This window comes from Cytobacillus oceanisediminis (assembly GCF_004366035.1).
Classification (GTDB): Bacteria; Bacillota; Bacilli; order Bacillales; family Cytobacillaceae; genus Cytobacillus; species Cytobacillus oceanisediminis_C.
In genome coordinates this window covers 65692-87606 of sequence record NZ_SOEE01000010.1, presented here as the reverse complement: position 1 = coordinate 87606, position 21915 = coordinate 65692, and the positions used below count along the sequence as shown (strand labels likewise).

At 38.2% G+C, this 21915-nt stretch carries 21 protein-coding genes; 6 read left to right on the top strand and 15 right to left on the bottom strand.

Translation table 11 applies throughout. From position 1 onward, the window contains the following. The first annotated feature begins 194 nt into the window (after nt 1-194). The 3 genes from DFO72_RS22790 (at nt 195) to ald (ending at nt 4152) form a co-directional block, all read left to right on the top strand. Nucleotides 195-1508, top strand: a complete 1314-nt coding sequence (locus DFO72_RS22790; RefSeq protein ID WP_113884733.1) for an aspartate aminotransferase family protein — start codon at nt 195-197, stop codon at nt 1506-1508. Between the two features lie 62 nt (nt 1509-1570). Further along, the gene (locus DFO72_RS22785; RefSeq protein WP_113884732.1) at nt 1571-3004 is read left to right on the top strand and encodes an aldehyde dehydrogenase family protein; all 1434 of its coding nucleotides are present in this window, start codon (nt 1571-1573) and stop codon (nt 3002-3004) included. Between the two features lie 14 nt (nt 3005-3018). Further along, nucleotides 3019-4152 (top strand): alanine dehydrogenase, encoded by a 1134-nt coding sequence (ald, locus tag DFO72_RS22780; RefSeq protein WP_113884731.1) that lies wholly within the window; start codon nt 3019-3021, stop codon nt 4150-4152. Nucleotides 4153-4962: 810 nt separating this feature from the next. On the opposite strand, the gene DFO72_RS22765 is transcribed toward ald, so the two are convergent. The 4 genes from DFO72_RS22765 to DFO72_RS22750 all read right to left on the bottom strand — a co-directional run bounded on the left by DFO72_RS22765 (nt 4963) and on the right by DFO72_RS22750 (nt 9830). Then, on the bottom strand, nt 4963-6369 hold the full coding sequence (locus tag DFO72_RS22765) for an amino acid permease (protein ID WP_113884730.1): 1407 nt from the start codon (nt 6367-6369) through the stop codon (nt 4963-4965). Between the two features lie 76 nt (nt 6370-6445). After that, on the bottom strand, nt 6446-8080 hold the full coding sequence (locus DFO72_RS22760; protein WP_113884729.1) for a M20 family metallopeptidase: 1635 nt from the start codon (nt 8078-8080) through the stop codon (nt 6446-6448). A gap of 51 nt (nt 8081-8131) precedes the next feature. Then, nucleotides 8132-8935, bottom strand: a complete 804-nt coding sequence (locus tag DFO72_RS22755; RefSeq protein ID WP_113884728.1) for a dimethylarginine dimethylaminohydrolase family protein — start codon at nt 8933-8935, stop codon at nt 8132-8134. A 40-nt stretch (nt 8936-8975) separates the two neighbouring features. After that, nucleotides 8976-9830, bottom strand: a complete 855-nt coding sequence (locus tag DFO72_RS22750; RefSeq protein WP_113884727.1) for a dimethylarginine dimethylaminohydrolase family protein — start codon at nt 9828-9830, stop codon at nt 8976-8978. Between the two features lie 177 nt (nt 9831-10007). On the opposite strand from DFO72_RS22750, the gene DFO72_RS22745 reads away from it, so the two are divergent. Next, a complete protein-coding gene (locus tag DFO72_RS22745; protein WP_113884726.1) occupies nt 10008-10745 on the top strand; it encodes an IclR family transcriptional regulator in 738 nt (245 codons plus the stop codon). Between the two features lie 534 nt (nt 10746-11279). Here the strand turns inward: DFO72_RS22745 and DFO72_RS22740 are convergent. The 3 genes from DFO72_RS22740 to DFO72_RS22730 all read right to left on the bottom strand — a co-directional run bounded on the left by DFO72_RS22740 (nt 11280) and on the right by DFO72_RS22730 (nt 13380). After that, nucleotides 11280-11765: a PaaI family thioesterase gene (locus tag DFO72_RS22740; RefSeq protein WP_113884725.1), complete on the bottom strand. Its 486-nt coding sequence runs from the start codon at nt 11763-11765 to the stop codon at nt 11280-11282. Between the two features lie 109 nt (nt 11766-11874). Beyond that, a complete protein-coding gene (locus tag DFO72_RS22735) occupies nt 11875-12180 on the bottom strand; it encodes a hypothetical protein (protein WP_243856248.1) in 306 nt (101 codons plus the stop codon). 84 nt (nt 12181-12264) lie between these two features. After that, nucleotides 12265-13380: a flavin monoamine oxidase family protein gene (locus DFO72_RS22730; RefSeq protein ID WP_113884724.1), complete on the bottom strand. Its 1116-nt coding sequence runs from the start codon at nt 13378-13380 to the stop codon at nt 12265-12267. Between the two features lie 596 nt (nt 13381-13976). On the opposite strand from DFO72_RS22730, the gene DFO72_RS22725 reads away from it, so the two are divergent. After that, nucleotides 13977-14489: a CBO0543 family protein gene (locus DFO72_RS22725; RefSeq protein ID WP_113884723.1), complete on the top strand. Its 513-nt coding sequence runs from the start codon at nt 13977-13979 to the stop codon at nt 14487-14489. Nucleotides 14490-14684: 195 nt separating this feature from the next. Here the strand turns inward: DFO72_RS22725 and DFO72_RS30595 are convergent, their stop codons facing one another. The 7 genes from DFO72_RS30595 to DFO72_RS22695 form a co-directional block, all read right to left on the bottom strand. After that, nucleotides 14685-14849, bottom strand: coding sequence for a carboxymuconolactone decarboxylase family protein (locus tag DFO72_RS30595; protein ID WP_309472975.1), 165 nt, complete (start codon nt 14847-14849; stop codon nt 14685-14687). Nucleotides 14850-14901: 52 nt separating this feature from the next. Then, a complete protein-coding gene (locus DFO72_RS30590) occupies nt 14902-15054 on the bottom strand; it encodes a hypothetical protein (protein WP_309472974.1) in 153 nt (50 codons plus the stop codon). Between the two features lie 388 nt (nt 15055-15442). Continuing rightward, nucleotides 15443-16114 (bottom strand): ArsR/SmtB family transcription factor, encoded by a 672-nt coding sequence (locus DFO72_RS22715; RefSeq protein ID WP_113884722.1) that lies wholly within the window; start codon nt 16112-16114, stop codon nt 15443-15445. Nucleotides 16115-16600: 486 nt separating this feature from the next. After that, on the bottom strand, nt 16601-17371 hold the full coding sequence (locus DFO72_RS22710) for an SDR family NAD(P)-dependent oxidoreductase (protein WP_113884721.1): 771 nt from the start codon (nt 17369-17371) through the stop codon (nt 16601-16603). 253 nt (nt 17372-17624) lie between these two features. Beyond that, complete coding sequence (locus DFO72_RS22705) at nt 17625-18821, bottom strand: MFS transporter (protein ID WP_113884720.1); 1197 nt, start codon at nt 18819-18821, stop codon at nt 17625-17627. A gap of 201 nt (nt 18822-19022) precedes the next feature. After that, nucleotides 19023-19343, bottom strand: coding sequence for a thioredoxin (trxA, locus tag DFO72_RS22700; RefSeq protein WP_113884719.1), 321 nt, complete (start codon nt 19341-19343; stop codon nt 19023-19025). Between the two features lie 184 nt (nt 19344-19527). Beyond that, the gene (locus DFO72_RS22695) at nt 19528-19920 is read right to left on the bottom strand and encodes a MerR family transcriptional regulator (protein WP_166672542.1); all 393 of its coding nucleotides are present in this window, start codon (nt 19918-19920) and stop codon (nt 19528-19530) included. A 241-nt stretch (nt 19921-20161) separates the two neighbouring features. Between DFO72_RS22695 and DFO72_RS22690 the strand changes: the two genes are divergently transcribed. Continuing rightward, nucleotides 20162-20926, top strand: coding sequence for an SDR family oxidoreductase (locus DFO72_RS22690; protein ID WP_113884717.1), 765 nt, complete (start codon nt 20162-20164; stop codon nt 20924-20926). A 462-nt stretch (nt 20927-21388) separates the two neighbouring features. Here DFO72_RS22690 and DFO72_RS22685 read toward each other — a convergent pair whose 3' ends face one another. Next, entirely contained in the window at nt 21389-21868 is a 480-nt protein-coding gene (locus DFO72_RS22685) for a GNAT family N-acetyltransferase (protein ID WP_113884716.1), read from the bottom strand. Between the last annotated feature and the right edge of the window lie 47 nt (nt 21869-21915).

Sequence of the window (21915 nt, the reverse complement as noted above, 5' to 3'; positions counted from 1 at the left end):
AACTCATGAAAACTTATACTCTTAATTATAAAAAACTCGAGCTGATTATTAATTCAGCTCTTTTTTTGTGTGTTCCCCCGAAAAAATGGCTTACATATAATATTTGGCACAATCCTTGCATTGTAATTAATGGAAAGTATTTTTAAAAAATAGGTTTCTGAAACTTAAATTTAAAGTATGAGGTGAGAATAATAATGAACGCAAAAGAACTTACTTATCAAGAATTGGCGGAATTGGACAAAAAGCATTTCATGCATCCGACATCCCCTATTCAACAACAGCAGGAACATGGTCCTGCCTATATTTTTGCAAAAGGAGACGGTGTATATCTCGAAGATGTTCATGGGAAAAAGGTTATTGACGGAATGTCCTCTCTTTGGAATGTAAATATTGGCCATGGGCGAAAAGAGCCGGGTCTTGCTGCAATGGAACAAATGAATAAGCTGGCTTTTAGCTCCTCCTTCGCCACATTTAGCAATGAACCAGCTATTCGATTAGCTGCTAAAATAGCGGAAATTACTCCTGGGGATTTAAATACGACCTTTTTTACTTCCGGGGGATCAGAGGCCAATGATACGGCTTATAAGTTAGCAAGGCATTATTGGATTTTAAAAGGGCAGCCTCAGAAAAAGAAAATAATCTCACGAATAAAGTCCTACCATGGAGTTGCAATGGGAGCAACTAGCGCAACAGGACTAAAGCCTTTCAGGGATTTCACAAATTCCTTAGCACCGGATTTTTATCATACGGATAATTTTTCGGCAAAAGCGTTTGAAGATGCAATTATATCTGAAGGACCTGATACAATTGCTGCCTTTATTGCAGAGCCTGTACAAGGAGCTGGAGGAGTTCATATTGCTCCTAGGGAGTATTTTATAAATGTGAGAGATATTTGTGATAAATACAATATTCTATTTATCACTGATGAAGTCATTACCGGATTTGGCCGGACAGGAAAATACTTTGGAATTGAGCATTACGGTGTTGCCCCCGATCTAATGTGTTTTGCCAAAGGAGTAACTAGTGGATATGCACAGCTTGGCGGTGTTGTCCTCTCGGAAAAGATATATGAAGATTTTAAACGATTATCAACTGGCACACTCCTGCATGGCTATACTTATAGCGGTCATCCAATGGCATGTGCTGTAGCCCTGAAGAATATTGAAATCATTGAAAATGAAAACTTAGTTGAGAACGCCAAACATATGGGTGCAGAAATGCTCAAGGGCTTTAGATGGATCCAGGGAGAGAGAGAGATTGTTACAAATGTTAGGGCCTTAGGTCTTATGGGAGCTATTGAAATAAATAGCCAACAACCAGCAGCAGGACCTCTCGCCCCTCTGATTGTAAATGAGGCAGCCGAACAGGGACTCATTTGCCGATCGGTTGTATTCGATGGGATGGATATACTTGTATTTGCCCCTCCCCTTTCAATTAATAAGCAGGAGATTGATTGTTTAATAGAAATTATCCATGATGCCACCTATAAAATAGAGCAAAAATTGTAGACTTTTATTTCAAACAAGACTTTTTTTAAAAAGAATTTAAACTGGTTCAATTTGGAGGTTATATGCTAATGAAAAAATATCACTTGTTTATCAATGGAGAGTGGACAGAAGCAAAACAGTATATTCCCCTATTCTCTCCTTATAGCAGAGAAAAGATCGCAGAAATCCCAAGTGCAACAGTGGAAGAAGTCAATTCAGCTATAGAATCTGCATACAAGGCGAGAACGATTATGTCTGAAATGCCAAGCCATCAACGTTCAGCAATCCTTGAAAACCTCGCTGGCCTATTCGAAGCGAACTTTGATCAAGCTGCTGAAATTCTTTCTTTAGAGGCGGCGAAGCCGCTAAATACCGCTAAAGGAGAAGTGGCAAGAACTATTCAAACTTACAAATTTGCTGCTGAGGAAGCGAAAAGAATTAGCGGAGAAACAATCCCGCTGGATGCAGCTCCAGGCGGTGAAGGAAGATTAGCATACACTGTGAAAGAACCACTTGGGGTTATCGGAGCCATTACCCCTTTTAACTTTCCGATGAATCTAGTTGCCCATAAGGTTGGACCTGCCATTGCTGCTGGAAATACAGTTGTATTAAAGCCAGCAGGGCAGACGCCCATTTCGGCCTATTTTCTTGCTGAGCTTATGCAAAAAGCCGGGCTGCCGCCAGGTGCTTTTAACGTGGTAACGGGAAGTGGTGCGGTCATTGGTGAAAAGCTGATATCAGATGAGCGAGTGAAGAAAATTACATTTACCGGCAGCCCAGAGGTTGGAATTGGCATCCGGAATAAAGCTGGATTAAAACATGTCACCCTTGAGCTGGGATCTAACGCTGCACTCATTGTTGATAACAATGTTGATATCGACAAAATCATTAAGCGCTGTGTTGAAGGTGCCTTTAGTTATCAGGGGCAGGTTTGCATTTCCCTTCAGAGAATTTATGTCCATAAGGATAGCTACACCAACTTCGTTGAAAAATTTGTTAAAGCAACACAACAACTGAAAGCTGGCGATCCTTTAAATCCTGACACAGATGTTTCTGCTTTAATTAATCCTAAGGAAGTGGAACGAACTCTTGAATGGATTTCAGAGGCAAAACAAAATGGAGCAATCGTTGCTGCAGGAGGAGCCAGTGAAGGCAATATCCTCCTTCCTACTGTTTTATTAGGAGTGGATCCAGCATCTAAGGTGTCATGTCAGGAGGTTTTCGCTCCAATTGTTTTAATAAACAAAGTCAACTCTATTGAGGAAGCGATTGATTTTGTTAATGATTCCCGTTATGGGCTGCAGGCTGGCATTTATACAGATAATATTCACACTGCATTACAGGCATCAAAGAGAATGCATGTTGGCGGGGTCCTTATTAATGATATACCCACCTTCCGTGTTGACCACATGCCGTATGGCGGTGTAAAAGAAAGCGGCATAGGACGTGAAGGGATTAAATATGCCATCCAGGAAATGACTGAGCTAAAGCTAGTAATCTTTAATAATAATGATTAATGGAGGTTTTATAAATGATTATTGGAGTACCGAGGGAAATTAAAAATAATGAGAATCGGGTAGCTCTAACCCCAGCCGGTGCTATGAGCCTTATTAATGCTGGTCATTTGGTAGTTATCGAGACTGGAGCGGGACTTGGGAGTGGATTTAGGGACGAGTCCTATGAAGAGGTTGGAGCCACTATTGAATCTGCCGCAGAGAATGTTTGGGCAAATGCAGATATGATTATGAAGGTCAAGGAGCCCATTTCATGTGAATACATGTATTTCCGAAAAGGCCTTATTTTATTTACTTACCTGCATTTAGCAGCAGAACCTGAACTGACAAGAGCACTGGTGGAAAATGAAGTAACAGCTATTGCATATGAAACAGTTCAAGCTGGAAATACGCTGCCGCTGCTTACTCCAATGAGTGAAGTAGCTGGAAGAATGTCCGCCCAAATTGGTGCACAGCTTCTGGAGAAAACAAAAGGCGGGAAAGGAATTCTTCTTGCAGGTGTACCAGGCGTTAAGAGAGGAAAGGTTACCGTCATTGGCGGTGGAGTTGCAGGAACAAATGCAGCGAAAATTGCAATGGGTCTGGGCGCTGATGTAACAATCATTGATTTAAGCCCAGAGCGATTGCGCCAAATCGATGATATTTTCGGCAACCAAATCCAAACACTTATGTCTAATCCTTTTAACATTGCCAAGGCGGTTGCAGATTCCGATTTAGTGATCGGAGCTGTGCTCATCCCAGGCTCAAAGGCACCGAGACTAGTGACGGAAGAAATGATAAAATCGATGGAAGCAGGATCTGTAGTTGTTGATGTCGCAGTTGACCAGGGAGGTATTATTGAGACAGCTGACAGAGTCACTACTCATGATAACCCAACTTATATTAAGCACGGTGTTATCCATTATGCTGTGGCAAACATGCCGGGAGCTGTTCCGCAAACTTCTACTATAGCCCTTACAAATGTAACAGTTCCATACGCGCTGCAAATTGCCAATAAGGGTGTAAAGATTGCATTGACTGAAAATCCAGCTCTTGCAGCAGGACTGAACACAATGAATGGTGAAGTCACCTATAAAGCAGTAGCAAAGGATCTTGGCTATGAAAATGTTCAACCGATGAAAATATTAGCCAAAGAGGAAGTTAATAATTAGGAAGCCGCTCCATCATATTTAAATCTGTTCCATTTTTTTAAAACATTAAGTCTGGCATTTAAGTCAGGCTTAGTGTTTGGCATATGAGCGCTGACAAAATTGCTGCATTCGCATTTTCCACCATTTAAATTTAGAAGATATTCTTTTCCTTGGAGAAACACTCCCTTCTCTTCCTCTTCTATTAGATAGACAGCTTTTGCTCTTCACAATTTATGGACTCTCCTCAAAAACTATCGAAAGAAGTTTTTTATTGCCTTAATGCATATTTTAAAACTACAATCTTCGCAGCAAAAAATCTTTGTCTTATTTTCCTTAAATTATATATATATTAGTGAACCTTCGTATACTCTGAATGTTTTTTGCATTATAACAAAGTACCTCATAATAATTCATAGTGATCCTTCTAAGTGACATATTACTTTTGAGTGGATTTTTCAAAGATTGTAACCAGTTCCCCAGTATATGTTTGAACATCTAAATGAGGCTTTCTCATTAATTCAATGGTGAACCCATCAATGGCATTTCTAATTGTTAACTCTAGTAAATTCCCGGAAAATTCCTTCTTGCACCATGGATTAGAATATTTTCAATTGGAAGTTAAAGTCCCCTGGTATTTGAGTATGTCCTTTTCGCTTCCCGGGTTCAGAACTCTCTCATACTGATAAGATAAAACAGCCTGATTCAGCAGCTGAAATTGACCATAAACACCTTTTAATTTAGCAGGGGTTAAACATGAAAAAAGGGAACTTAATAAAAGTTCCCAATGGGTGCAATCCTATTTAGTTTTTATGGTAGCCAGGATAATTACTCTCATGCACCAATCTCATTATTTGAACTCACTTTATCTGTCTTTCTATTTTTGAAGTAATAGAAAATATAACTGACAAGCAGGAATCCTATTCCGATAAGCAGTCCTGCCAGCTGAGTTGGGTCAAAAGCCAGGAATACCAGAATAGAGACACAGAATATGATACAAATTAGCGGGATGACTGGGTAGAATGGGACTTTATATTTCAGATCCTCTACCTTTCCACCTGCTTGTATATACTTACGTCGGAACATGAATTGAGAGAGAGCAATTCCCATCCATGAGATAGTGACAGAAATACCAGCAATAGACATTAATAGTACAAACACGGTTTCAGCTGCAAACACGCTTGTGAGCAATGATAAAAGTGAAAATATCATGGTGAATACGAGAGCAGTGAACGGAACCTTCCGTTTTGAGAGTTTTCCAAAAACTTTTGGTGCCATTCCATCATGAGCCATCGCCCAAAGTAAGCGGGTCGATGCATAAATACAAGAGTTTCCTACAGATAAAATAGCTGTTAAAATAACAAAATTCATGATATCAGGTGCAAATGGAATTCCAGCCAAGTCCATCAAGGTTACAAACGGGCTTTCTAGTATCCCGAGCTCTTTTGTTGGGAAAATAGCAGATAGTATAATAATAGAAGCAATATAAAAGATAATGATTCTAAATAGGACATTTCGAATCGCACGCGGAATATTCTTTTGAGGCTCCTCGCTTTCACCGGCGGCAATTCCGATTAATTCTGATCCCTGATAGGAAAAGATGACATTCATCATCGTTACAAACACGATGGCAATTCCAGCAGGAAAAAGGCCTTTAGGAGCTAAATGTTCCATATATGGCGCCGGCCTGTCCGCCAGTGGTATGATGCCCAAGATGGCACTGAAGCCTATAATAATAAAGAAGATCACAGCTACAACTTTAATTCCGGAAAACCAATATTCCGCCTCAGCAAATCCCCTTGTTGTTAAGGCATTGAGTGTAAATAAAAGAAGGATGAATATTGCACACCATACCCATACTGAAATATCCGGAAACCAGCGTTTCATCAAAATTCCGGCAGCCGTAAATTCTACACCAGCTGTTGTGGCTGAGCCAATGAAATACATCCAGCCTAATGAAAAACCAGCCGAAGGACTAATGAATTTACTGGCATAAGTCTGGAACGATCCCGTAACAGGCATGTACACAGCAAGCTCACCCAGGCAAACCATGACAAGATACAGAATTACACCACCGAATAAATACCCGATTAAAGCCCCTCCTGCCCCTGCTTGATTGATCGTGTAGCCGGCATTTAAAAACAATCCGGTCCCTATTACTCCACCCAAAGAAAGCATAAACAAATGACGACGCTTCATCGACCGGTTTAATTGATTCTTCTGACCCTCTTGCTCTACCATCTAGATCACATCCCTTATTTAAATTGGTATCAGCCTGCGCGAATTGTCCACCTGAATGGACAAAATCATCATATTGTCACCTAGTTGCGCCTGATACCATTAGGTGCTTTTTTGCCAGCATTTTGACCATCCCTTCTACAAGGGCGGGTACTTCTTCGAAGGCGCTTTTGATGTGGAGGCGTTCGGTTCGTTTGTGAGCGTCTTTTCCGAATGGGCCAACGTTTAGTACCGGTGCCTGGAGCTGTGTCATTTCATCGAATGGAATGCTGTAGCTGCTGCCCCAAACCGGCGTGTTTTCTTTAAATACGATCCAGCCGTCACCAGCATCCTGATAATTGACATAGCTTAAATCGCTAATTCCATTAAAATAATGTACTTGGTTAACAGGCAGTCCAAACTTTTCAAAGCCTTGTTGTTTTACATATTCAATGCACTCTGCGACCAGCTTATCCTCAGAGGAATTGACTGCCGGATAATAAGGCGGTGCATAAAGCAGAACGATTGCCGGTGTCAGCTCCTGACAATTAATAATTAACGAATCAGCAATCCGGATAGATTTCTCCCGGTCATCCCATTCCGCTTTTTTCTGTACCAAGTCTTTGATATCCGCAACAAAATCTGCACCAAATTTTCGAATAGCATGCTTTTCAAGTTCTTCATAGCGCAGCACACGGACCTCACCTACGGGAGATACATTCCGTTCCTTACAAATTTCTTTATAGGCTTTGTTGCAGGCGTGAGCTGCACTTTGCGCTACCTTTTCGAATATATTCATGATTTCCTCTGCATTCCGTTTCATTAAGAATACATTGTACAAAGCCGATGAACGATACGGTGTTTGAGCTGAATACTCCAGACGAAGATCCTTTTGCTGCAGTGTCACCGGCAGCGGAGTTTCCTCTCCCTTATCTGTTTCCTGCAGCGCCATACTCCACTCCATTCTTTGTGTTAAAAACGAGGCAATATAAGGTGCTGTTATACCGCTAAGCGGTTCCCCCACATGCGTTTCTTTTCCATAAAAAAGTGCGGCAGGCATGATTTTACCAATAGAGCCTGAATATACATAATAGTTTCTGTCACCCGGCTCTTGTGTAAATACCGGTTCTCCGTTCAGGAAAAGCTTATAGGTGAGCTGATGTTTTTCCTTCAATTCTATAAGTTTCTGAACAGCTGCCCGCATTCCGGATGAGTTCACTTCTTCATCTGGAACCGTCAGCAGGATAAGATTAATTGGCCAATGTTCAACAGTTGCTTTTTCTATTAATCCCATATGCATGACAAGGCCCATTTTCATATCCATCGTACCCCTGCCAAATAAGAACTCTCCCGAGAGAAGATCCTGCCTGGCTTCTTCTGGCAGCTCATCTGCTCTGGAATGAAGCAATTTCGTCAATTCCTCCGGGAGATGGGCATACTCCTGAAGATCACCATATTCTTCTGTATTTACTGTATCAAAATGGCTGATTAACACAATCGTTTCTGTGGCATCAGGGTGCTTATATAAAGCGGTTACAAAGCACCGGCCGAAATCGGTATCATGGAGCCTCAAGTAATCAGGATTTTCTCGAAAATAGGTTAACTCCTTGAGCTTCGCTGTCACTTTAAAAGAAAATTTACGCTCTCCCTCCGTAAGTGTCATACTTTTCCAGCTTACTACTTCACACAATAACCTACGCAATGCGTCTGGGGTTCCCCACCTTAGCTGTGTCATAACTTAACGCTCCTTCTATGCGAATTAAAACGAACCTTTTTTAACAAATTTTTAAAAACGCAGTGACAAACAGCTTAAACCGCCATCAAGTTTACGGAATTCAGATGTATCAAGTTCAATCGTTTGGAATCCAGCTTCATTAATTTTTTGCTTTGTTTGCGGGTAGCCGGAAGGGATGATGATATAGTCATTGACGCGAATACAGTTTGCGGCATATTCCTCTTCCGGCGGCACCACAATTTGTTGATAGGAACTGAAATGTGAGTGGTTGATAAATTCTCCAGCAACAACAATCGTTTGATTGCCTATATAAGCTATTCCAGTTTTCAAGTGGAAGAACTTTTGTAACGGAATGATGGTTGCCTTATAGTTTTCGGATTCCAAAATTTGTTTAAGCTGCTCGGCGCCTTCCTGGTTCGTCCGTGTAGAGATTCCGATGTAAAAGTGATCTTCGATTTGTAAAATATCGCCGCCGTCAAGTGTGCCAGGCGCTTTAATATAATAAATTTTATCAAAGAAGGATTTGACTGCCGGCTCTATTTCGTGAATCTCTCCATTTCTTTTTTCCGCACCAGGGTTGGAAATGACTGCGAACTCTGGTGTTAAAACAGCTGTATCTTCTACAAACGTAGAATCCGGATATTGATCATTGCTTGGAAGAACTGTTACCTCTGTACCGCACATTCTAAGTGCTTCAATATAGGCATCATGCTGCTCTAATGCTTTTTCTAAAATAGGTGTTCCAAGGTCAGATGTTGTTAATCCATTGATAAAAGTTGAGCCGGGTTTTTTTACAATTGTGTTATGAAATATTTTGGCAGCTTGTGTTGATTTTGTTGTTGATTCTCTTAACATGTATGATTCCTCCATCATTTTTCAGATTAGTAGACTTTGGTTAAACACGTTCCACAGGGCATGTGAGGCATGTTGGTCCTCCAGTGCCTAAATATGAAATTTCATTACCTTCATATTCATAGACAGTCGCCCCTGCATCCAACAGTCCCTGTTTGGTTTGAGGATTTCCGGAAACAATGACACAAATGCGCGGTGCAACAGCGAGCACATTACAGCCGAGTCTCTGGTATTCATCATCCGGTACTTCAACCAGCTGGAAGCCGCGTTGCAGAAGCATCTGTCTTAGAAATACCGGCATAAGCCGTGAATACACTACTGCAAGGTTTTCATCTACGATGCTTATAAAAGACATAAGGTGAAGACACTCCTCTTCCCCTTGATCATGAGGGAGTTGGACAACTATACATTCATCAACTATATCTTTTGTCATTTCTTTAATTTGGCGAATCGCCTCATCGTTTGTTCGATAACCGCGTCCAATTAATAATGTGCGGTCATCTAACCAAACAAGATCTCCCCCGTCAGCCACAGCATCATTAGATAACTCTCCCAGAATCGGGATATTTTTTTCTTGTAAAAATTCTTTATAAATTTCTGCTTCAGGCTGGCGTAATGTTTTCCCTGATTTTAAAATTATTGCGCCTTTTTTCGTAAATTTAACGGGATCATGAGCATAAAGCGAATCAAGCCCCACCTTTTCTGAAACAGGCAGAAATTTAATATGGGTGACATGCTTCTTAATAATGGCTAGAAACTGTTCGTATTCCTGCTGGGCTTTCATATAATCCGGCTCGTTGATATAGTTAAACTTTTTCCACTCACTCCTTAAATGCTCCTGACTGATAAATGCTTCTTTTGGATGCTTTAAAATGACAGTGTTTAGCTTTTTGTACATTGAAGTCACTAATTGGCTCAACCTCCTTTTTCCGCATATTGGAATTAGTTTCCTCTGACAGGAAAACTTATAATATGATATTATAGTGATAGATTCTTCATGTCAATATATTTTGAATTTACTGAATAATTTATTTCAATACAATAATGTAAATTAAAAGGAATGGAAGGATAAAAGATGCAGACAATCGATCGTGCCATGCAGGTAATCAAGGTTTTGTCTAAAAATGATACAAGAATGTGGATTTCCATTACAGATCTATCAAAGGAATGCGACTTGCCTGTCAGTACACTTCATCGCCTCCTTCAATCCATGAAGCAGCACGGGCTTATTCAGCAGGACCCAGATTTGAAATTATATTCTATGGGTAACACCTGGTTGGAATATGGACTTAAAATGTATGACACCTTTGATTTTGTTGGACTGATTCGCCCAGAGATGGAAAAATTAATGCATGAGGTGGAGGAAAGTGTGTATTTCAGCAAGCCAATTGGATTAGAATCACTAGTAGTTGAAAGAATTGATTGTCTCAACAATCCTATTCGCATCAATGATCAGCTCGGGATTCGAATTCCGTTGAATATTGGGGCAGCCAACAAAGTGCTGTTAGCTAATATGCCAAACTCCGAGACTGTCAAAGGTATTAATTCATTAGTCCCCTCCGAGGAAAGAGATTCGTTTATAAAACTATTAAGCAAAGTTAGAAGGCAGGGTTATGGGGAGAGTCATGGTGAACAAACGCCTGGAACCTCTTCTGTCGCTGCACCTATTTTCGATCATGCAAATGAACTCCTTGGAGCCATAAGCATCGGATATGTTAATTTCAATATCACAGAAGAAAGACAAAACGGCTTAATCGAAAAAGTAATCGAGTACGGCTTGCGAATCTCCAATAAATTAGGAAGTAAATACTGAGGTATTGAACAAAGATTCATTTTAACAACTATTAGGAAGAAAATTGTCCATAAAAAAAACGCAAGGTTGAAATTTGCCATGCGTTTATAATGCATTATCTCCCATCAGTACCTAAAACAATAAAGAGAACGCGTATTTTTGAATCAGAAAAGCACGAATATTGAAGGTAATTAATCAAATCTTATTGAAGTAGCTTAAATTACTATTTTACTTTTTCTCTAATATTTTATCTTGAAAGTACTGAAAGCCATATTAAACCAATGCTGCAATCTTAAAACATTTATTAATTGAAATTTTTTAGTCGAACCAAGCAAATAAGCGTTAATCCTTCTTAACATTAAATATGAAGTAAATTTTAAAATGCCCAATCCCGTATATACCAAGGAGTTGGGCATTTTTTATGAAAGTGTTAATTGTAATCTATGAACACTATTGAAAATGTTTGGGTGGAAAAAAAGTTATAGGATTTGAGTGATATAGAAATAATTTATTAATATAAAAATTAACTTTTCCTGATAAAACATTTTTATCAATCTATTTATTTATAAAAGTACTTGGCATTACGACAAGAGTTACTTCTCCACGAGCACATAATTTATCATCGGCATATACTTCTGTATGGACTTTCCATCTTTTTGGATGAATTTCCTCTACAGTTCCAATAGCTTTTAGCGGAACGTCTTGTGGAGTAGGTTTTAGGAATTCCACATTAAGAGAAGCCGTAACAAATCGAGGCGGTTCGGTCCCATCACCGATTTCGTTTCCGTTTTTATAATGTAAAGCAAGTGCAGCTGAGCCGGATCCATGACAATCTATTAATGATGCCATAAGTCCACCATAAAGAAAGCCTGGGATACCCATGTACTTTGAATCGGGTTTAAAAATTGTAACGGTCTTGTCCCCTTGCCAGCCCGTTCGAAGATGATGACCATCCTTATTCAATCTTCCACATCCATAACACCAGGCAAAGTCATCAGGGTAAATATCTTGAATTGCTTTTTCAATTCTTTCCTCCACCATTCTTCCTCCTCAATAAGGTTATTCCCGAGATTTAAATGTCGATTTAACTTTTATATCCCTATTAACTGTTATTTTATGACATTGTGAAAGGTAAAACCACTGATAAAAATTACTCAGAGATTTTTAGTACAGCACGAAATCCAGTCGAAGCAGCCATCATTTTATCGTATGCTTCACTAGCACGTTCTAATGGTAAAGTTTCAATCATTGGGCGTACATCAGTGGAAACACTGAATTTAACGGCTTCTTGGATATCCTTTGCTTGGACAGTAAATGAACCTCTAACCGTATTTGATCCTTTTAAAAAGTCCATTGCTGACAATTCCAGCTGCTCACCAGAGCCAGCTGCGATTATAAGCTCACTGTCTGAACCAAGGCCATTTATCAGAGATGAAATAGCTTTCATCATTTTCATCACATACGGCCTCCTGCTGCTGTGAATGGAATTTTTGAGGATAAGAGAAAAAAATATCATAATAAATTGTTTAATTGTATTAAGTTATCTTAATAAGGTTTTGTTTTTTAGATTAGTGATTTCAAATACTGCCTGTTCAGCTGACTGAAGTGCACCTTCAAGATGTCCTCCATATTGTGAATTAGTCTCTGTACCAGCGAAAATGATTTTATTTTCCCATACTCCTCCTTGCGGCGGTTTACCATATACAGGAAAGTCCCTAAGGGGATTGCTGTCTTCCTCAACAGCCGTTTCGAAATCTCCGGACCAATCTTTGTAAAGTATAGAACTCACTTTATTGGCGTCAGGTCCAAATAGCCGAACCAATTGGTCAATGACCAATTTTAATATTTCATCCTCCCCGAGTTCTCTTCGCATTTTTGCTGGCATCCCGAAGAAACCAAATAAGGCACCAGAGCCTGTATTAGGAGAAGCGTCATGGATTTCTTGCAGAGGTCCAACCCAGCTCGCTGCGAAGCCAGAGAGCCCTGATTCCCTCCAAAAAGGATGATCATAAATTGCAACTGCCTTCGCCTGCCCTGCCATCCAGGTAGGTTTATTTACAAGATCAGTCATAAGGTTTTTAGGGAGTGAAGGAGAGAATTCAATATGACTCGCCACAATTCGAGGCGGCAATGCTAAGATAACAGCACTGGCATAGACTTCTTCTTTACTTCCATTTGCATGCTCAACGTCAAGTGTGATTGCACCGGTTTTATCTAGTCGAATTGCTGTTACTCTCGTTTCTAACTCAACTATGCCAGGCGGAATTGTATTTTCAATAGCTTCAATAAGGGATTGAACTCCTCCTGTAAATCGCACCGATCTTTCAAGAGAATTTTCTGGCAGTACATAACGCTCAGGTAATGCGTTATGGTATCGCTCTGAAAGCATTGCTCCTTTAGTGTACTGGTCAAAGGTTTCTAAATTCAGTTCCTTGACTAAATTAGCCATAGTCTTCTCATGCTGTGGCCAGAACCATGTCGGCCCGAGGTCAAACTTACCCGCGTCAGATCTGTTTGGATGTGGAGTACTCAACACCCTTCCTCCAACCCTATCTCTAGCCTCCAGAACCCTGCATTTTATGCCCAGTTCAGAAAGCAGAGACGCTGCACGAAGGCCGCTTAAACCAGCTCCCACTATAACTATAGGATTGCTCAAAATTTATTCCTCCTTCCCATCGTGTGTGCGGGCTTTCTACATATGCGTGAGAAAGAGCTTTTCTTTTTAGTATTTGCCTCATCAAAGTAAACTTTCCCCATGTAACAAAATGTGATATCTATTTTTTTCGAACAAACATCAATCTTCATGAATACCTCCAATTATTAGAACAGTATTGGCTGGTTAGAAATTACTGCAGATTTTTGTGTAAAACATTTTCAAAAAGACATTATTCAATTCATAAATTGAATAATTGAATTATATGAGGTGTGACTTCTTTAGTCAAGAGGAAAGTCTCTTTCTCATCATCAGTAGGATTAAGTATGTTTGAACCAGAATCCCCCTATTTCTCTTCTTTATCCCAGGTGGCAGACAAATTTAATTCTGTAATTACACGCGATACTCATCTGAGTCAATAAATTTTCATAAAGCCCAGTTGTTTATTCCGCGGGCGAAAATAGATAATTTACATTAATTAACCTTGATAAATGAGCGTTAGTATAAAATAACCAGTTTCTTGTTGGTGAAACTAATAATTTGTTTTTCAGCTAATAATACATTTTGCAATGGATAAATTATTTTTAGGAGGTGTATTTATGAAGGACAGAACAATATTGAATTTATTGACCATGTTTGGAATTGGCGGAAGCATATTTTTTTTAACGCGAAAAAAAGGAGATTTAAAGGACTGGTTTCTAATTTACTTTATTAAAACTTTAGTCTCTACTGTATTTGATGGACCAGTAATAAAAACAAAATATTTGGAATATCCACATCGCTATCTACCTAAATTTTTTGATTCAAACATTGTGTTTTTATACATACTGTTTCCTTTATCATGTGTTATGTATAATCAATTTACCTATAAAATGAAGCCAATAAAAACAATCTTAAGTGTTATCCTTTTTAGCGGACCCATGACGCTATTTGAGAATTGGCTTGAAAAGAATACAAATTTAGTCAAATATCATAAGGGATGGAATGGCTATATTACATTTGCAGTTCTCTCATCTACGTTTTTGCTTGTTAAAGGATGCATGGAGGGAATTTGTTTTTTAGATAATAAAATTCACAAACCCCCACATCCGGCAGAAAGAAAAAATCTGTAAAGTTATACTGGCCTTCTACCTTTTGAAACCAATTATTGGTGTGCTTGCAGCTGATAAGCTCTCTTATCTTTAACCGCTTTAACACTCCTGAATATATAGCATTTTTTAAATTTGGTTAGAGAAGGATAAAAAGTTAAATGGACTCAACAAATGCAATTAATCCATTTACTCCATATGCAAGGGCAGTTCCTGATTTTAATGCTGTAGCAACCAAATAGATTCAGCTACTTCTTCCTTTGTCGCTTTGGCTTTTTTTGCTCCTTTAGTGTGAATGTCGATGCAATATGGACACCCTGTTGTATGGGCTACGGCAATTGCGATCAGCTCTTTTTCCTTAACACTAAGTTCTCCAGGTCTCATTGCTTAACATGGAGTTCTATACAATAAGGACACCCTGTTGTAAGGGCTGCAGCTATTGCAACTTTTTTATTTTGGAGCTTAATTTACCAGCTTCCAATGCCTTCTTGTCAAAAGCCGCAAATGCATTAAATACATCAGGAGACAATTTGCTAAATTCTCCTAAACGATTTATATTAGATTTTTTATATAGACTATCATTATTCATTATTTTTCCCTCTCTATTTATCAAAATATTCGGAAAAATATGAGAGTATCAATGGTTTAAAAGGTTTTCATATAATCTTCAAGAATGCATTAGTGAAAAATGTATGTCAGTAAGAAAGGAAGCATAAATTATGAAAATCACACCGATGAAAGAATGTGTTATAAAATTTGTCTTTCCCAATAAGTACAAAAATAAAAACATTATTTACTCTCTTATTCCATTCTTACTGACATTATTAAAGAACATTTTTATTGCTATAAAAACAACCCTGTAGATTTAATAGTGTATGGCATTAGCCAAGGAATACTTTCAATTCACATTGTTCTTTGTAAAAACAATCAAAAAGAAAGCATATAAACGTTCATATTCTATAGTCATGATAGATATATTAATTTTTTTGATCCAGATACTTCTGCCATTCAAGAATACTTTCCGCCATACGGTAGGCAGTAAACCCTTGATCCTTCAATTTTTGAGCAGCTATAGCTGAAAAAGCACAGAATTTACCTCTGCAATAGGCTATAACTTCTTTCTCTCTCGGTAATTCTTGAAGATATGAATCCAAGTCTTCCATAGGAATAGAGACCGCTCCTTCTATATGTGCAGCTTCATATTCATCTTTTGGACGCAAGTCTATAAGCGTAATATTCCCGTTGCTCATCTTCTCGTATACTTCATCCATCGTTAGTGTATAGAAGTCTCCTAGGCCACCTAAAAAATCATCTTTAATCCGATTGATTTCTGAAAGTTGAGTCTCGCCAATTTTCCAAAGGGCAAACAAAAAGTCTGCAACAGATGGATCAGCTAATGTATAAAAAGCATACGTTCCCTTTTTAGTAAATTTAACTAATCTTGAGTCATTCAAAATTTGAAGATGACGAGAAACATTTGCAACACTCATACCTGAATCCTTCGCTATCTTTTCTACTGTTTTTGGACCCTGGCTTAATAAATTTAATATCTCAAGGCGCTTATCGCTGGATAAACTTTTTCCGACTCTTGATAATTGTTTATATAGTTCATCTGTATAATTTTTTGCAGATGAAAAGAGCTCTTCCATACTAATCATCCTTTATTATTCAATTGATTACATTGTTGATAATACTATAGTTGAAGTGAGAATAACAAGTTATGATTTCATATGCTCAAGTGAAGAAGATTACAGAGGTTTTTTTCTGGTTAGCTGGAAATTAACATATCACCGTTTACAATGTATAGTTCCTTCAATTTTCATTCTATTTTTCCACCAAGCAGGACTTAGCACAAGCAACCTTTTTAGGTTTCATACGAATTCCTGCAGCTTAGGCTATATCTGCAAAACTAACCTAATTATATCCTCGTTCTTGAACAAGTTTCTTTACCGACATCCATGATTCTCTGTAGTTTTGAACTATGGTGACTGATTTTCAAAAAAAACCCTTCCCTTCAATTAAGTATTCATCCATCCAACTTTCCCTTAATAGAAAAGATGCTATTAATCTATCTCACTATCTTCGATTATAGAAAAAGGAACAACCATTTTTTATGATTGCTCCTTTTTTAATTTTTATCTTAACCGAGCTGTGACCCCACCATCAAGCGGCATGATAATGCCTGTAATCCATGATGATGAAGCATCCGCTAGGAATAACACTGCATTTGCTACATCATCTGGAGTACCGTTGCGTCCTAGTGGGTGAAACGCATTAAAGGTTGGCAATACTTCTGCTACTTGTTCTTCTGTCATAAAAGTATTATAAATTGGTGTTTCAACAACCGCAGGTGCTACTGCATTTACTCGTATGTTATCCCCAGCGAATTCTACGGCTAAATTTCTTGTTAATGCATGTCTGCCGGCCATTGCTGCAGAGTATGCAGATGAAGGCGTTGCTTCCACTGCTTGAATTGCCCACATGGAACCAGTATTTACGATTGCTCCTCCTCCGCGTTTTTTCATTTCAGGGATAACGGCTTGTGAAGGATAGAATGTTCCTTTAACGATAGTATCTAAATAGGATTGTAGATCATTCTCTGTATGGTCAAGGAACGGTGTTGGATTAAATTTCCCTGTATTATTAACTAATACATCTACACCATCAAACATTTCTACTGCTTTGTTAACCAAATTCTCCGACGTTTCCTTTTTGCTGATGTCACCAGCTACATATAACACTTTTTTGCCTGTTGGGTCAATTTCTAAAGCTGTTTCCTTTAACACATTTTCTCTGCGTCCATTAATAATTACATTTGCTCCTTCTTCAAAGAATCTTTTGGCAGTGGCTTTTCCAATTCCAGTACCTCCACCAGTTACGATTACAGTTTTGTTTTCAAATCTCATTATATTCATCTCCATGTCTTATAATTTGGTTCAGTGGTTACATCAACCACTATTAGTCCTTTTTAATTTCATCTCTACTAATAACAACCGCCTACCAATAGTAGATTTAATTAAAATGTTCAATCAATCAATTGAATAGTTGTATTTTAAATCTGATAATGATTTACGTCAAGTAATAAATTTGATTTCTTTTGAAGCCTCAACTTCGCACCAAAAAAAACAGGATTGCTGAAGCAACCCTGTTTTTTATAATTTATGCCTTATCTAATTCGAAATTCTTATATTTGACCATAGACACTATACCTAAAATAGGTCCAATCGCTAATAAGGAAAAGACCCATCCCCAACCAACAAAGCTCTGAATAATAGGGATTAAGTTTATAGAAAATATGGTTATCAGAAACCCAATGCACATTTGAAAAGTAAGAGCTGTCCCGACATATTCAATTTCCGCAACTTCTGAAACTGCTGCAGAAAATTGGGCAGAATCTGATATGACAGACATCCCCCAAATTATAGAAAGTATTAAAGTTAACCAAATAGATTGACCAAATGTAAACCCAATAAAAACGGAACATATAGCGCTTATAAACATAGAGATAATGGTAAGATTAGATCTTCCGATTTTATCCGAGATTATCCCGCCTACTACACAACCAATTGCCCCTGCAATTCCTATTGAAATAAACGAAGAAAATGCAATGAACTTAATGGGAATTTCTGATGAATAACTTGTAAAGCTAGCGGTCAAAAAAGCAGGAAGCCAAGTCCACATTGCATACAATTCCCACATATGGCCAAAATAGCCGAAGTTAGCAAGCATTACTGGTTTATTCGTAATTACTTTTTTAATTAATTTAAAAGAAAAAGGCGTCAAGTTTTTCGATGTTTCTGGGGCATCTTCTAAGAGCCATTGGACAATCATTGCTGCTATTAAAGCTAGAAATGAACTAAAAATAATCACTATCTTCCAATTAAACTCAGAAAAAAACATCACTAAAAAGTGGGGTAAAGATGACCCTATGGTTAATGCGGCGATTAAGATTCCGATAGCCAGCCCTCGTTTTATCGGAAACCATTGTGATAAAATTTTTACAGCGATTGGGTACACCCCTGCGAGAGTTATTCCCGTAAAAATCCTAAGCAGGATACCTAAAAAGGCTTGATCGGCTAGTATAAGCAAGCTATTCAAAATTGCTCCTAGAAACGCTGAAGCTGCAAAAACCTTCCGAGAATTATAACGATCTGCAATCCCAAAATATGAAATAAATAAAGATCCAATGACAAAACCAATTGGAACAGAAGCAGACAGCCAACCCTCCGAGTTTGAACTAAGGTTCCAAATATTAATTAGTTCTGGCGCAATAACAGATGCACTAAACCATAAGCTTAATGCACATAATTCTGATAATCCAATCCATATTAATGCTCTCCAAGAACCTGGAATCATAATATCCCCCTTTTTATTATAATCTCACACATGTCTACATTAGCTGAAACCAGTATCTTCAAACGTTAAATGTCCGTCAGGCCTTTCGCCTTTTACTATCAATGGTCTCTCATTTCTATAATAATATGTTTCTCAACTTAACTTATTTAGTTTACCGAAAAAATCGGCAATTACCATTAGGGGTATTTGCCGATTTTCTCTTTAATTACTATTTAATTCTAAGATTTTATCTTTTAATTCATGCTTTTGGTTTAAACCCCTCATTGTGTCTGCCACCTTGCCATCTTTAAAAAGAATCAATGCAGGGATACTACTGATTCCAAATTGTGAAGCTAATTCAGGTTCATCATCCACATTGACTTTGGCAATTGTCGCTTGTCCTTTCATTTCATCGCTTAACTCTTCTACGATTGGAAGTTGAACTTTACAAGGCGCGCACCAAGGAGCCCAGAAATCAACCAATGTTAGGCCAGATTGAACGTGGTTTTGAAATGACTCTTTTGTCAGTGCTATTGCTCCCATAGAATTAACCTCCTTTTTTATGATAATTAATAAGGATTTAATAATCAATTGATTAATTGAATGATACATTTAAAAAATTTTTTCGTCAACCCAATAATTTTGTTTTTTAATAAGGAATAATGTTAGGTCTGAAAACATTAAAAAGAGGTTCTATAAGAATCGCCAATTAACCAGTTGCTTTTCCCTATTGCTTTTCAAGACCACCGTACATCTTTTGTGCCAGCTCTGGGTTATCATAGACCTCTATCTTTGAATCAATAAGATTAAGGTCTTTTTTCAAATCTTCAAGTTGCATTAAGACTTTCTTGCGGTGATTGGTGAGCATCACTTTCCTTTCGTTAATCGTTTGCATCCCCTGTGTGCACCAATCGGCGTACTGTTTGATTTCTTTGATGGGCATTCCAGTATTTTTCAGACAGCAGATCATGGAAATCCAGTTGAGATCCGTTTCACTGAAAACACGGTTGCCAGTTCTATCCCTCTCAAGGAAAGGCATTAGCCCCTCTTTATCATAGTAACGCAAAGTGTGTATGGACAGGCCAAATTTCTTCGAGACCTCATTAATGGAATATTTCATTCTTCTTCTCACCTTTCCTCTCGATCTGGAGTTAACTCGAGATTTCATCCTCATTATGGTCCACTAATTAAGACTTATCAAGTAGTTGATTTTTATAAACAGAGGAGAAAAAATTTTGAATACAATCAGTATTTTTTTCTTTCCCCTTGACCTTGAGTTAACACGAGGGTATATGCTCATTATTGACCACAAATAAAAATTGCAAGTGGTTGTTCTTAAATAAAAAAGGAGGACAAAAATCATGGATTCAACTCAAAAAATTGCACTTATAACAGGAGGAAGCCGCGGATTAGGACGAAATTCTGCCATCGCGTTGTCCAGAAAAGGAATTGATGTTATCGTTACGTACCATAGCCGGAAGGAAGAAGCGGAAGCGGTCGTTAATGAAATTATAGATAACGGCCAAAAAGCAGTGGCGTTGCAGCTGGATACAGGTGTTATATCTTCGTTTGAAGATTTTTCCTCTCGACTGTCAGACATACTTAAAGAAAACTGGAATCGGGAACATTTCGACATTTTGGTCAATAATGCTGGATTCGGAATACACGCTTCAATAGACGAAACTACTGAGGAGCAATTCGACAGATTAATGAACGTACAGTTCAAAGGTGTTTTTTTCCTAACTCAAAAGCTGATTTCAAGAATTGCTGACAATGGAAGGATCATTAATATTTCAACTGGTTTGACTCGATTTGTAATTGAGGGCTTCGGAGCCTATTCTGCAATGAAAGGTGCGATTGAAATCTTGACAAAATACATGGCCAAAGAATGGGGATCAAGAGGTATTCGTGTCAATGTAGTCGCCCCAGGAGCTATCGCCACTGATTTCGGAGGTGGTAAAGTAAGGGACGATTCTCAAATGAATGAATTTGTGGCCACAAATACAGCATTAGGGAGGGTCGGTGAAGCAGACGATATCGGAGGGGTTGTTGCGTCCTTGTGCACGGATGAGATGGGCTGGGTAAATGCAACTCGTCTCGAGGCATCAGGTGGACAGCTACTCTAATTGGCCAAAGGTAATTGAACTTCTAATAGATTCCGGTGACAAATCCCATAACGGGTGTTATGTATACAATGCAAATTTCTGCTCAGCATATTTATCTGCGTTGCTAACAACTTATGATAAGCAAAGTATGTACGTTTGATTAGTTTAATGGCGAGAGCATTGGTCGGTATGGGTCTTAATTCTCCCCCTCCGGCCATATGCTGTTGCTGAAAATGTATTAACAGAACGAATATTAATCCACCTAGGAAATGTTGGTAATATAGAACTGAACATTATCGGCGAAACCCTATTTGCCTGCTTCTCTTCCAAATATAGAGGATGGATTGGAACGTTTGATAAACAATAGTAAAAATAAGGTTTCAATTGAATCGATTTTTGTCCATTTCTTTGTACAACAAACCTCCCCCTTTAGTTAAAAAGAAAAAAGCTTCCTGATTTACAGCTGATTTTGAATATAACCCATTAGTTCAATACCTTTACCAGTTCAATTTCATCTCTGATTGGAATACCATCATTCCCAATTAAGGGTATCTCGGGTTTTAACTTTCTCGCTTTCTCAACCGCATTATTAATAATTTTGGACAGGATAAATCCTCGTTTCTGATAAAATTTTAAAGCTAATAAATTATCGTTTGTTGTTATAAGCTTAAGGATTTTACAATTTTTCTTAATAGCAAGATTTTCTACTTCTTGAACTAACAAAGTACCTATCCCCTTACCTTCTTCCATACTATCTAATGATATAACTTCGCATTCCTTATCTTTAATTATGTAAGTAATTAAGCCAATAATTATCTCCTCTTCACTTACAACCGTAATGCCATCTAATGAACTACAATCATAAATTCCACTGGAAGTAACCATTTCAGGGCTTCCCCAATGCAACTTAAAAAATTCTATTATTTTATTATTCGGTAAATCCTCAACTGTGCAAGTTTTCATTATAAGCCACCTCAATCTTCTTCAAGTAACCCTACCTTTTAGTTTAA